Origin of the sequence: Gordonia sp. UBA7599 (genome assembly GCA_002477755.1) — a bacterium.
Lineage (GTDB): Bacteria > Actinomycetota > Actinomycetes > Mycobacteriales > Mycobacteriaceae > Gordonia.
Genome location: DLKD01000139.1, coordinates 77,640 through 89,584, shown reverse-complemented (window position 1 = coordinate 89,584; position 11,945 = coordinate 77,640). Strand labels below are relative to the sequence as shown.

The 11,945-nt window shown below is 67.0% G+C and carries 11 protein-coding genes, 1 tRNA gene and 1 pseudogene; 9 read left to right on the top strand and 4 right to left on the bottom strand.

Features of this window, described 5'->3' with window-relative positions; all coding sequences use genetic code 11:
- Nucleotides 1-558, bottom strand: a pseudogene (locus B4L26_RS16515) (hypothetical protein); the annotation flags it as partial.
- A 120-nt stretch (nt 559-678) separates the two neighbouring features.
- On the opposite strand from B4L26_RS16515, the gene B4L26_RS16510 reads away from it, so the two are divergent.
- Nucleotides 679-1,149, top strand: a complete 471-nt coding sequence (locus tag B4L26_RS16510; RefSeq protein WP_290720540.1) for an SRPBCC family protein — start codon at nt 679-681, stop codon at nt 1,147-1,149.
- Here B4L26_RS16510 and B4L26_RS16505 read toward each other — a convergent pair.
- Nucleotides 1,146-1,421 (bottom strand): hypothetical protein, encoded by a 276-nt coding sequence (locus tag B4L26_RS16505; protein WP_290720538.1) that lies wholly within the window; start codon nt 1,419-1,421, stop codon nt 1,146-1,148. The genes B4L26_RS16510 and B4L26_RS16505 overlap by 4 nt on opposite strands.
- Nucleotides 1,422-1,542: 121 nt before the next feature.
- Between B4L26_RS16505 and B4L26_RS16500 the strand changes: the two genes are divergently transcribed.
- Nucleotides 1,543-1,616: transfer RNA gene (locus B4L26_RS16500), tRNA-Met, on the top strand.
- A 236-nt stretch (nt 1,617-1,852) separates the two neighbouring features.
- Here B4L26_RS16500 and B4L26_RS16495 read toward each other — a convergent pair.
- Both B4L26_RS16495 and B4L26_RS16490 read right to left on the bottom strand, forming a co-directional pair.
- Nucleotides 1,853-2,176, bottom strand: a complete 324-nt coding sequence (locus tag B4L26_RS16495) for a hypothetical protein (RefSeq protein ID WP_290720537.1) — start codon at nt 2,174-2,176, stop codon at nt 1,853-1,855.
- Nucleotides 2,177-2,285: 109 nt separating this feature from the next.
- The gene (locus B4L26_RS16490; RefSeq protein ID WP_290720535.1) at nt 2,286-2,906 is read right to left on the bottom strand and encodes a TetR/AcrR family transcriptional regulator; all 621 of its coding nucleotides are present in this window, start codon (nt 2,904-2,906) and stop codon (nt 2,286-2,288) included.
- Between the two features lie 158 nt (nt 2,907-3,064).
- On the opposite strand from B4L26_RS16490, the gene B4L26_RS16485 reads away from it, so the two are divergent.
- From B4L26_RS16485 to B4L26_RS16455, 7 genes are read left to right on the top strand one after another with little or no spacing between them, the layout of a single operon-like run.
- The gene (locus B4L26_RS16485) at nt 3,065-4,651 is read left to right on the top strand and encodes an amino acid permease (protein WP_290720533.1); all 1,587 of its coding nucleotides are present in this window, start codon (nt 3,065-3,067) and stop codon (nt 4,649-4,651) included.
- The gene (locus B4L26_RS16480; protein ID WP_290720531.1) at nt 4,648-5,496 is read left to right on the top strand and encodes an urea amidolyase associated protein UAAP1; all 849 of its coding nucleotides are present in this window, start codon (nt 4,648-4,650) and stop codon (nt 5,494-5,496) included. Before B4L26_RS16485 ends, B4L26_RS16480 begins: the two co-directional genes overlap by 4 nt.
- Nucleotides 5,493-6,173, top strand: coding sequence for an urea amidolyase associated protein UAAP2 (locus tag B4L26_RS16475; protein WP_290720528.1), 681 nt, complete (start codon nt 5,493-5,495; stop codon nt 6,171-6,173). Before B4L26_RS16480 ends, B4L26_RS16475 begins: the two co-directional genes overlap by 4 nt.
- Entirely contained in the window at nt 6,170-8,170 is a 2,001-nt protein-coding gene (locus B4L26_RS16470) for a 5-oxoprolinase/urea amidolyase family protein (RefSeq protein ID WP_290720525.1), read from the top strand. The genes B4L26_RS16475 and B4L26_RS16470 overlap by 4 nt, the downstream gene beginning before the upstream one ends.
- Nucleotides 8,167-9,840 (top strand): allophanate hydrolase, encoded by a 1,674-nt coding sequence (gene atzF, locus B4L26_RS16465; RefSeq protein ID WP_290720523.1) that lies wholly within the window; start codon nt 8,167-8,169, stop codon nt 9,838-9,840. The genes B4L26_RS16470 and atzF overlap by 4 nt, the downstream gene beginning before the upstream one ends.
- Nucleotides 9,840-10,844: a putative nucleotidyltransferase substrate binding domain-containing protein gene (locus B4L26_RS16460; RefSeq protein ID WP_290720518.1), complete on the top strand. Its 1,005-nt coding sequence runs from the start codon at nt 9,840-9,842 to the stop codon at nt 10,842-10,844. Before atzF ends, B4L26_RS16460 begins: the two co-directional genes overlap by 1 nt.
- The gene (locus tag B4L26_RS16455; RefSeq protein ID WP_290720516.1) at nt 10,841-11,635 is read left to right on the top strand and encodes a Fic/DOC family protein; all 795 of its coding nucleotides are present in this window, start codon (nt 10,841-10,843) and stop codon (nt 11,633-11,635) included. Before B4L26_RS16460 ends, B4L26_RS16455 begins: the two co-directional genes overlap by 4 nt.
- Nucleotides 11,636-11,945 lie beyond the last annotated feature (310 nt).

The following is an 11,945-nucleotide window of genomic DNA, read 5'->3' as shown; positions in this document are numbered from 1 at the left end:
GGGCTGCGGCTGCTGGCCCGGCGTCGGGCGCGGCGTCCTCATCCACGGCGGCTGCTCGTTGCCACGTCCGCCGGGACCACGGTCGTCCCAGTAGCCCCGACCCCAGTCGCCGTCTCGCCCGCCGGGGCCGCGGTCGGGTCCCCACCGGTCGTACCAATCGTCACGGTCGTGCCGGCCGTGGTGGCGGCCACGGTCGTCCCACCGCTTGCCGTGGTGGTAGCCGGGGCCGTGGTGGCGATCGCCGTCGTGGCCAGACGTACCGAAGTAGGCGATGGCGAAGCCGACGGCCAGGCCCGCGATCCCCGTCAGCAACGACGCGCCGATCACCGTCGTCCAGAGGTGGTCGCGCCACCAATTGTTCTTCGGAGGAGCACCCAACGGCGGAACCTGATGGCCCGTCAGCGGGGTCGTCGGGGGCGCTGCGATCGGTTCGGTCACCGGTGGCGGGGGTGGCGGCGGGATGGCACCGGCCTGGGCGGCTGCCGGCGTGGCATCACCAGCGGCGGAGGCCGCGGCGTCGGCGGCGCTGTCGTCGGCGTCGTCGGTCTTGTCGGTCATTGCGTTTCCTCTCCGTGGAGTTCGATTTCCACAATGCCCGCAACTCCGGCGAAGCGCACCAACTCCATATCTCGCGCACAGGGATGCACAGCCGCGGCACAGGATTGATAGCGTGCCAGGATGACCGATAAAGCACCCACCATCACCGTCGAGACCGCCGTCGCCGCTCCCGCCGACACGGTCTACGGCCTCATCACCGATCTGGACACCATGGCCCAATTCGGTGAGGAGGTCACCGCCATGAAGTGGGCCAAGGGCAATGCCGGGACGGTGGGCAGTGTGTTCCGCGGCAGCAACCGAAACGGCTGGCATCGGTGGACCACCACCTGCACCGTTAGCGAGGCCGAGGCCGGTCGCGCTTTCGCGTGGAACGTCAGCCGTCTGGGCCAGCCCATCGCTCGCTGGCGCTACGAAGTCACCCCCACCGCCGACGGTTGCACCGTCGTCGAGAGCATGTGGGACCGCCGTTCGTCGCTGCTCAAGTCCACGGCCCACCTGCTGACCGGGATCCGCGACCGGGTGGGTGCCAACGAGGAGCACATGCGCGTCACCCTGGAGCGCCTCAAGGCCCGCGCCGAGCAGAGCGCTTAAGCCTTCTCACCGGACTCTTCGTCGACGAGGTCGACGCGGATGCCGATGGTCTCCGGCCGACTTCCGGTGAGCATGTCGCAGAACAGTCTTCGGCTGGGTGTGAAGTACGACTGCCATGGCCAGCGCACGGCCAGTGCGCCCATCACGCCGTACTTGCGCGCCAACAGTGACCGCGTCAGCGCCGTGCCGGCCTCGTCGAGGAGGGCGGCAGTGCCGATGACCGGTCGGCTTCCCGGCGAAGGTGCACTCGCACAGTGCGATTCGGATGCCACCACCCCACCCCACCGGCCGCATTGGCCGGAGTCAACCGTGCAGGTCACGCCCCTTGTGATCGCGTTCACCGGAAAGCGATTTGCACACGCGTACGACTCGCCGGTAACGTGGTCCACACAGCGCGGGGTGGAGCAGCTCGGTAGCTCGCTGGGCTCATAACCCAGAGGTCGCAGGTTCAAATCCTGTCCCCGCTACTAAGAAAGTGGCCCTGACCAGCACAGACAATGTGCGAGGTCAGGGCCATTTTCATGCTCACAGCCGCCTCACGCCACTCTTAGTCGTCGCTTAATCGCCGAATCAGGCCGATTCCACGCCCTAGACGGCCCGAGGTGGAAGCCATGCCCGACCCGACTGCCGGACCAGCCAAGTAGGTTTTGGCAGGGCGCCCACGAACCGTCGGAATAGATCAGTTTCTGCCACCACAACCTGGTCACTCGTCGCCGTCGAGCTCGTCGTATTCGTCTTCGCCGTACTCGTCCTCGTCGACATCGGACCAGCCCCCTACCCGATGTCCGCGGCGCATGTCGCCGATGAGGTGCTGATATTGGGTGTCGAGCACCGACCCGTCACAGCCGACTCGGAACACGTGAGATTCGCCTCCGAGCAGAGTCGGATACCAGAACGCTATACGGGCCCCGAACACGATATAGCCGCCGCCGAACTCATAGCCATCCGGTGATACATACCAGTCGCTCGGGAGGTACTGCGCCGCCAACGCCTGCGCCTGCGCGAACGATCCGATCGGTTCGGTCACCTCGTCGCCTTTGCCTCTCGTCACTGTCTACCCTTCCGGTCCTGCGTTCGGTTGCGACCTGAACCGATAAGTCCGACCGTGGTGCGCATGTTCTTCAACGCCGCTGGGGCTACCTGAGCACGGCCGAAATGGCCCCGAGAATCGTGTCGGTCAGATCGGCTGCGCTATAGCTGTTGCTGTGCTGGTCGTCGCTGCGCATCATGATCATCGACTCGACGAGGCGAAATGGGAGGAGACGACGCGGATCGCCGGCGTCCGACAGGGTTTCGGCGGCGAGGGACGCGTAGGCATTGGCCAGTTCGTCGCGTGCCGCCCGGAATGCGGCGAAGTTGTCGGCGGCGAGTTCGGGGAGAAGGTAAAGCGCACCCAAGTTCCAGCGAGACTGGGCGAGCTGGGTGACGTCGTAGCGAGCGAGTCGGAGCAGACGCTGGAGTGCAGGATCCTCGGCGACCAACAACTCGCGGGCCAAGGTCAATGGACCGCTCACCGTCGCCTCGAGCAGATCGGCGAGCATGTCGTCTTTGGTGGCGAAGTAGTGGTAGAGCGAGGCCTGCCGCATACCGACGGCCTCGGCGATCATCCTGGTCGACGTGGCGGTGAATCCGCGCGTGGTGAATAGTTCTGCGGCGGCGTCCAGGATCTCCTCGCTGGCGGTACTTCCGGCTCGCTTCGGGCTCGCCAGGCGCGGGCGTCCCGGTCCGGTCCGCGCAGGCACTGCGGAGGAGTTCATACCGCGAAGTCTAGAGCTGCGGTCTTGGTGGTTTACATGCCCGTTGCAGACAGTTTTCAGACGAGAAACAAATCTGTCACTTGATAGAAAAGCGCTCCGAGTTCTCTGTAGTGCACTGACGCGACCACCGCGCCGCTCACGAGTAAGGAAACCGCATCATGACCGTTGACGCCACGCAGCCACCGCCGGACACGGCACGAAGCGGCGCCGATGCCGACGACCTCTCCGACTTCGGCTACGACCAGCAGCTGCACCGCTCGCTCGGCAAGTTCGCATCGTTCGCCGCGGGCTTTTCGTTCGTCTCCATCCTCACGACGATCTTCCAGCTCTTCGGCCTCGGATTCGGCTTCGGCGGCCCAGCCTTCTTCTGGACCTGGGTGATCGTCTACGCCGGCCAATTCATGGTGGCTCTGTGCTTCGCTGAAATCGCCGCGCGCTATCCGCTCTCCGGTGCGATCTACCAGTGGTCGCGCCGCCTGGGCGGCGAGGTAGTCGGCTGGTTCGGCGGCTGGTTCATGATGATCGCTCAGATCGTGACGGCCGCGGCGGCAGCGATCGCACTCCAGGTGGTGCTGCCGAGTATCTGGAGCGGGTTCCAGGTGATCGGCGACGATCCGACGCTCACCACCAGCAGCGGTGCAGCAAACGCGGTCCTGCTCGGCACAGTCCTGCTGGTGCTCGTCACCATCATCAACTGCATCGGGATCGACTGGATGAGCCGGGTCAACAGCATCGGCGTCACCTGCGAACTGATCGGCGTCGCGGCAGTCATCCTTGCCCTGTTCACCCATGCGCGACGCGGCCCCGGCGTCGTCTTTGATACCGGACTACCCGGCCAGCAGCCCGGTTACGTGTGGGCCTTCATCTGCTCGGGACTGATGGCGGCATACGTGATGGTCGGTTTCGGCTCAGCCGGCGAACTCGCCGAAGAGACCCACAACCCGCGCCGCGTCGCCCCGCGCACCATCCGGCTGGCGCTCACCTGCTCGGCCATCGGCGGCGGCCTGATCATCCTTGGCGCCTTGATGGCGGCGCCCACCCTCGACGAGCAACTGGCCGACGGCGGTCTGCCCTACGTCTTGGACTCAATCCTCGGTGGATTCTGGGGCAAGGTCCTGCTCGCCGACGTCGCGATCGCGGTCCTCATCTGCACCCTGGCAATCCAAACGGCCTGCTCGCGACTGATGTACTCGATGGCCCGCGATGGCAGGCTGCCGTTCTCCAAGCAACTGGCCCACGTCAACCAGCGCACCGGCACACCGATCCTGCCCTCGATTCTGATCGGGGTGCTGTGCATGCTCATCCTGCTGGTCAATGTCGGCAACGCAGCAATCTTCGCCACCCTGGCCAGCGTCTGCATCGTGCTGATCTACCTGGCCTACCTCGCCGTGACCCTGCCCATGCTGTACCGCCGCCTTCAGGGTTGGCCCCACGGCGGCCCGGAAGTCGACTCCGACGGCCACAAGCTGTTCACGCTCGGCCGCTTCGGCTTCGTGGTGAATCTGCTCGCGGTCGTCTACGGCGGGCTCATGGTGGTCAACCTCGCCTGGCCGCGCGCCGAAGTCTTCAATCCCGACGGCACCATGCCGATCCTGCAGTGGGCCGGCCCGATCACCATCGCGGCTGTCGTCCTTGTCGGGGTGGCCTGCTTCCCGCGTAACCGGATTCATCCCAAGCCGGTCACCGACGGCGACCGGTTGATTCGCCCGACCGCCACCACCGACGCCACCGAGGAGTCTCGATGAGCACCAGCACCACCACCGACGCGCGCGCACATGCCCGCGCGCAGTCCGGGACCATCACCGACTCGATGCCGGTTGTCCCGCCCACTGACTGGCCGAGCCCACCGAACGGAGTTGCCGCCTCGGAGCTGACCTGGGCGGAGACCGTACCGGGTGGCCGCTACACCACCAAGGTGCTCGCTCGCGGCACCCGGATTCGACTGCGCGACCTGACCGGATCGGCCTGCGCGAACCTGCTGCTGTGGCGCGCGGACGCCCAGTGGGAGCGGTTGAACGTGGCGGACACCGTCAAGGTGCCTTGGCAGGCATACCTCGGCGCGGGTCACCCGCTGCTCTCGGATCAGGGTCGGGTGCTCGCCACAGTGGTGGCCGATGACTCCGAGCATCACGACGCACTGTGCGGAACGACGACGCTGGCACACAACACCGCCAAGTACGGCGACGGCAGCGTCCACGGCGCCAGCCCCGCCGGTCGGGAACTCCTGATCCTGGCTGCCGCCAAGAACGGGCTGGGCGTCGCCGACGTGCCTTCGCCAGTGTCGTTCTTCCACGGTGTCCGGGTCGCCGACGACGGAGCGTTGGAATCCATCGGGTCGGCAGGCAGCGACAAAGCCGTCGAACTGATCCTGCACCTGCCCTGCATCGTGGCCATCGCCAACACCGCTCACCCGTGCGACCCGTCGTCAACATTCGCGACCGGCCCTCTTGAGGTCCTTGCCTGGCGCGCGCCGGATACCCTCGCCGACCTCGTCCACCGCACCGATACCGAACCGGAGTTCCAGCGCGCCGTCGCCAACTCTGAGGACGCCTGGACCGCCGCCGCGAACACCACAAAGGAACTGTCGTGACCACCACCGCAACGTCAACCTCCGCCGCAGACTTGGCGCTCGGAACCGGCACCGTAATCCTCGACACCGAGGTAGGGGAACGCGCACCGTGGTCAGGAATCATCGCCGCCGGCGATGTGCTCACGATCGTCGATCTGCACGGCAACCAGGCCGTGGACACCCTCTTCTACGGCGTCGACGTCGCCGGAACGCCTCGACCGTCGGCGCGCTATTGCGCCCAGGCCACCATCGCGGCACAGGGGAACCTCTTCCTCACGACCGGCAGTGTGCTGAGGGACCAAGAGTCTCGACCACTCGTGACGATCGTGGCCGACGAGGTGGGCAACCACGACACCGTCGGTGGCGCGTGCTCACAGGAGTCGAACACGCTTCGCTACGGGCACCACACCAAACACCAGCACGCCTGTGTGGAGAACTTCCTGATCGAAGGCTCGCGCCACGGACTCGGCAAAGCCGACATGGTCGGAAACGTCAACTTCTTCATGAACGTGCCGGTGGATCCCGACGGAACACTTGGGATCGTCGACGGGTTGTCAGCGCCGGGGAAGCGACTCGCCCTGCGCGCCGAGGTGGACACCCTGGTGCTGATCTCCAACTGTCCGCAGATCAACAACCCCTGCAACGGCTTCGACCCCACCGCCGTGCGCATCATCGTGACGCGAGAGGACCAGCGATGACGATCTCGGTGGTGCGCGCCGGTGCGCAGACCACCGTCCAAGACTGGCCGGGCCGCATCGGTTACTGGAAGGTCGGCGTCCCGCCGTCGGGCCCGATGGACGACCTGTCGTTCCGTCTGGCCAACCTCGCCGTCGGCAATGCCGAGAGTGCGACGGGCCTCGAAGCCACCCTGACGGGACCAACGCTGCGGTTCGAGGAGGCATCGGTCGTCGCGGTGACCGGTGCACCGGTGCTCGTCACGGTGAATGGTCGCGTCGCTCCACAGTGGGCGCCGATCACCGTCGCCGCTGGTGACGTCCTGGATGTCGGCGCGGTGGGTTCGATCGGGCTGCGGGTGTACATCGCGGTGGCCGGCGGAATCGAGGCAGAGGAATACCTCGGCAGTGCCGCCACGTTCACTCTCGGCCGTTTCGGCGGACATCACGGCCGGGCGCTGCGCGACGGCGACGAGCTGACCTCGGCAGGTCTCGAGTCATCCACACCGCCACGGCGAATCCTGTTCGACGAGCAGCCTGCACTCACCAATCACTGGCGTCTCGCGGTCACCATCGGCCCGCACGGCGCACCTGAATTCTTCACCCCCGAGGACATCGACGACCTGCTCGGTACCGACTACGAGGTCCATTTCAATTCCGACCGCACCGGTGTGCGGCTGGTGGGGCCGCAGCCGCGCTGGGCGCGCAGCGACGGCGGCGAAGCCGGGCTGCACCCGTCGAACATCCACGACAACGCGTACTCGGTGGGCGCCCTCGACTTCACCGGCGACACTCCGATCCTGCTCGGCCCGGACGGGCCGAGCCTCGGCGGATTCGTCTGCCCGGTGACGTTGGTGACCGCAGAGCGCTGGAAGCTGGGTCAACTCAAACCGGGCGATACCGTGCGCTTCGTCCCGGTACGTACCGCCGAGTCGGCCTCACTGTCGCAGGTCGGACTCGGGCGTCGCGCGAGCGTCGCACATGTCCTGTCGACCGGTGGCGACGACGACAACGGGGTCTTGCACATCGGCGACACGGCCGACGGCACCAAGGTGACGTACCGCCGCTCCGGCGACGACAACATCCTCGTCGAGTACGGCGAGCAGACCCTCGACCTGACGCTGCGGGCACGGGTCCATGCGTTGGCCGAGCGCATCGCGGCTGAGGCGCCGCGTGGCCTGATCGACCTCACACCGGGCATCCGTTCACTCCAGGTCAAAGGCGACCCCGACGTGTGGACCCAACGGTCGATGCTCGATTGGCTTGTCGAATGCGAGGCGCAACTGCCCGCCGCCGACGACCTGGTGGTGCCGAGCCGCACCGTCGAACTGCCGCTGTCGTGGGACGACCCTTCGACGCGTGAAGCGATCAAGCGCTACATGCTGGGTGTGCGGTCGGACGCACCGTGGTGCCCGTGGAATATCGAGTTCATCCGGCGGATGAACGGTCTGGATTCGGTCGACGACGTGTACCGCACCGTCTTCGACGCCAGCTATTTGGTTCTTGGTCTCGGTGATGTCTACCTCGGGGCGCCGGTGGCGGTTCCGCTCGACCCCCGTCACCGCTTGGTGACCACCAAATACAACCCGGCCCGAACCTGGACCCCGGAGAACGCGGTCGGTATCGGCGGCGCCTACCTCTGTGTGTACGGCATGGAGGGTCCGGGCGGTTACCAGTTTGTCGGGCGCACTACGCAGGTGTGGAACCACCGGCATCCGCTGCCGACCCCGGGCTTTGACCCTGAGCATCCATGGCTGCTGCGCTTCTTCGATAAGATCCGGTGGTATCCGGTTGGCGCCGAAGAGCTTCTCGACATGCGAGCCGATGTCGCCGCCGGCCGCGGAGAAAGCATCCGGATCGTTGACGGCAGCTTCTCGTTGGCCGAGCATCAGCGCTTCTTGGATGCAAACGCGGCCGACATCGCCGCCAAGCGAGCGGTGATGGTTCAGGCGCGCGAAGAGGAACGACGCCGCTGGTCGGAGCGGGGAGAATTTGGGATCAAAGAAGGGGCGTCCTCGTGAGCGCCACCATCGCCCAGGCGCGAGTAGACGACATTTTTGCGGCAATCGAAGAGCACCCCGGAGTGTTCATTAGCCTGCGAGATCAGGCAGCGGTGGCCGCCGACTACGAGTGGTCGATAGCGCAGGCCGGACCGCTCGCCGGGGTCATCCTGGCGGTCAAAGACAACGTCGATGTCGCCGGGCTCGCGACAACCGCAGCCTGCCCTGGGTACAGCTACCTCCCCGAGGCAGACGCGCCAGTCGTCGCGGCCTTGCGGACGGCCGGCGCGGTAGTACTCGGCAAAACCAACCTCGACCAATTCGCCACCGGACTGGTCGGCACGCGAAGCCCGTACGGCGCGGTGCCCGATTCCCGACGGCCCGACCGCATCTCCGGCGGATCGAGCTCGGGCTCGGCGGTCGCGGTTGCGCTCGGCCTGGCAGACATCGCGATCGGGACAGACACCGCTGGGTCGGGCCGCATCCCCGCCGCCCTACAGGGTGTCATCGGTATCAAACCGACCGTCGGCCTCCTCAGCACCGAGGGCGTGGTTCCGGCGTGTGCCGACTACGACACCGTGACGATCTTCGCGCGGACGCTGGAGGATGCCGATGCGGCCATGTCCGCGATGGTCGACGCGCCCGGACCGGTCGCCTTCGATGTCTCGACCTGCTTTGCCGCCCCGGCCGCGCCGGCGATCGCCGTGCCCGCAGAGCTGCCCGAACTAGACGCCGACTGGCGAAACGCCTTCGAGCGCGCCGTCGCCGCCGCAGAAGCCGCGGGAATGACGGTGCGCCGAATCGACCTCGGCCCATTCATCGAGGCAGCACGACTGCTCTACGACGACGCTCTGGTCGCCCAGCGCTACGACGCGGTCGGGGATTTCCTCGACGCAGCGGTCTCCGATCAGACGGCGGGTATCGATCCGACTGTCGGCGGAATCATCGGCGCGGCGAACCGGTTCAGCGCGGTCGGCCTGTTGAGGGCCCGACGACGGTTGACCGAACTGCGGGACCAGGCCATGCGGATCTGGGGAGATGCCGATGCCCTGCTGGTGCCGACCGCGCCACTACACCCGACGATCGCGCAGGTGGCCGCCGATCCGGTCGGCGTGAACTCGCGCATGGGCACGTACACCAACTTCTGCAATCTCTTCGACTTGTGCGGGGTGGCCGTGCCCGCCGGAACGGTTGACGAGGCGGATGGGACTGCAGCGGAGTTCGGTATCACGTTCCTGGGTAAACGGCGCGCCGATGCTGTGGTCCTGGATCTGGCGCGGAGATTCGTAGACCCCGAGCTCACCGGGCCGACCTGGGTGGAATCAGCGGCAACGCACACCGAGCTCGCCGTGTTCGGGGCACACATGCGCGGCGGTCCGCTGGAGCACGAGCTGGCAGGACGGGGTGCTCGGTGGACCCGAGAAGTCACAACCGCGCCGTCCTATCGGCTCGTTGCACTGGACACGGTTCCGCCCAAACCCGGCTTGATCCGCGATCCGGAACGGGGCCGAGCCATCGTCGGGCAGACATGGACCCTCTCCCCCGCTGCACTTGGCGAGTTTCTGGCCGCCCTGCCCGAGCCGATGATGCTCGGCAAGGTTGAATTGTCCGACGGACAGTGGGTGGTCGGCTTCGGTTGTGCCGCCGACGCGGCAGGGGCCGGTGTGCCGCTGGACCGGGACCGTTGGTGATGACGCTCGACGATCATCTGGTAGCTATCCGGGGCGCTCGCACAGCCGACGAGCTGGTCACCGCGATCGGTCAGGTGCGCGCGGCGCCGCCGCCGCGCGCCGGGCCGGAGGTGGCCGCACTCTGGTGGTCGGGGCTGGTGCGCGTAGCTGCGGACCGGGCCGTCGATCTCGTCGGTCCCCCCGAGGGGGTGCGATGGCACTGGTTCGTGACCGGCAGTTGCGGACGCGGCGAGGCGCTGCCGGGGGCGGATGTGGAGACGCTGGCGGTATTCGACGCGGACGGGCCCAACGATCGCCGCAACGAGGTGTTCGCCCAGGCTGCGCGGGTGCACGAGCTGCTCGAAAATGGCGGCTTGGCCGGCGATAGCAACGGTGCGACCGCAAGCCGGGCCCGATGTTGCCGAACGCGTGAGGAGTGGGTGGCCGCCACCGACCGGTGGGCGCAGGCCCCGCAGACCGACCGTGGCGTCGTCATGGCTGGGCTGATGTTGGACTCGTGCGCGGTCGGTGAGACGGCAGCGACGACCGGCGACGACCCGAAGCTGTGGATGCGCGAGGCTGCCGCACGTCACCGCGAACTAGGCAGCGCAATGGCGCAGGACGCCACGGCGTCGCGGGAGGTGGTCCCCGCTCGACTGGCGGTGCTTACCGGCCGCCGCGATTCAGTCGATATCAAACAGGCGGTGATCGACCCGATAGTCCGGCTCGCGCGGTTGAAAGCGGTGCTGGCCGACTCGGCGGCGAGCGCGACGACCGACCGACTCTCGGTGGTCGACGAGCAACTGACCGACATCGACTGGGACGGACTGGTGCAGGCATACCGCGCGACGACGGTGCTTCGGTGGACACTGCGCAGCAGGAGGTGGGAGAAGACGCCGCGCTCAGCCTGGGACATCGTGACGCTCGGTGAACTGGCTCCACACGACCGCGCCGCGCTGCGTAGCGCCGGCCGAGAAGTGCTGCGCGCACAGCGGGTGGTTCGTTACCAGTGGCGGCTGCTGTGACCGCTCAGCTCGCACCGGAATCGGCGTGGGCCCTGGCCGCACAGCGGTTGGAAGGATGGCGGCCCGACGACGAGCAGATTGCAGTCCTCGATGAGTTGGCGCACGGAACGCTCACCGTGCCGCAGTTCCTGGGCTGGTGCCGCCGTCGTTACCGCGAGGAGCAACCGCCGCGGCGTACCGTATTCGCGCGGCGGCGACCTTATCTAGTCCCGGGGACCTCGGTCCTGGTGAACAACCTCGGTCTAACGGAGGCTCCCTTGCTGGCCGCAGCCGAGCACGCGATCAGCGCGGGTCGGACTGTGGGCCTGCTCAAGAATCCGCCGTCGTCGCTCTCGGTGTGTGACGCGCACCGAGCGATCTTCGCCGACATCTACCCGTGGGCCGGTGAACCACGCATCACCAGGGTGACCAAGGGCGACGTGGAGTTTGCCACCGTCCCGCAGCTGTCGACCGGCCTCGCACGCACGGCGCGGGACGTCGACGAGGCGTTCGCTTGTGCCGACGGATATGGTCCAACGGCGCTCGCCTATCGGTTGGCGAGGATCTACGCCGACTACAACGCCGTACACCCGTTTCGGGAAGGCAATGGCCGAGCTGGAACGCTGATCTTGCAGTTGATTGCCCAGCGAGGCGGCCGATGGCTCGCGCTGGACCGCGTCACCCGCACCGACTGGATCGCCGCATCGCGGGCGTCAATGGTCGGTGCCACGTTGGCCGGCCCCGACCCGACCCCCTTTGCTGACCTCCTCGCGCCGCTGGTGACGACGCGCGAGGCGGCAGCCAACGGGTGAATCCAGCCGTCAACCTCGCGAACGATCTTCACGGATGACCTCCTCGATCCACTCCCCGTGATCTGTCCGGTGGCGACCATGATCCGGTTCCATGCGTTGATGGTGGCGATCGCAAGGACGAGGCCTGCGAGCTGACGGTCCGTGAAGTGCTCGGCGGCGGCTTCCCATACGTGGTCCGGCACCCCGGGTACCGGACCGGCCAATTGGGTGATTTCCTCGGTGAGTGCGAGCGCGGCGCGTTCTGACGGCGTGATGCCTACCCGCGACGTCAGCCATTGGCGCCGACGAGGTCGACTCTGGACCGATTGCC

Excerpts from the sequence above, each read along its gene's own strand:
- B4L26_RS16470 (WP_290720525.1), top strand. The coding sequence starts at position 6,170 with ATGACGATCTCGGTGGTGCGCGCCGGTGCGCAGACCACCGTCCAAGAC.
- B4L26_RS16480 (WP_290720531.1), top strand. The coding sequence starts at position 4,648 with ATGAGCACCAGCACCACCACCGACGCGCGCGCACATGCCCGCGCGCAG.
- B4L26_RS16460 (WP_290720518.1), top strand. The coding sequence starts at position 9,840 with ATGACGCTCGACGATCATCTGGTAGCTATCCGGGGCGCTCGCACAGCC.
- B4L26_RS16510 (WP_290720540.1), top strand. The coding sequence starts at position 679 with ATGACCGATAAAGCACCCACCATCACCGTCGAGACCGCCGTCGCCGCT.
- B4L26_RS16490 (WP_290720535.1), bottom strand. The coding sequence starts at position 2,906 with ATGAACTCCTCCGCAGTGCCTGCGCGGACCGGACCGGGACGCCCGCGC.
- B4L26_RS16485 (WP_290720533.1), top strand. The coding sequence starts at position 3,065 with ATGACCGTTGACGCCACGCAGCCACCGCCGGACACGGCACGAAGCGGC.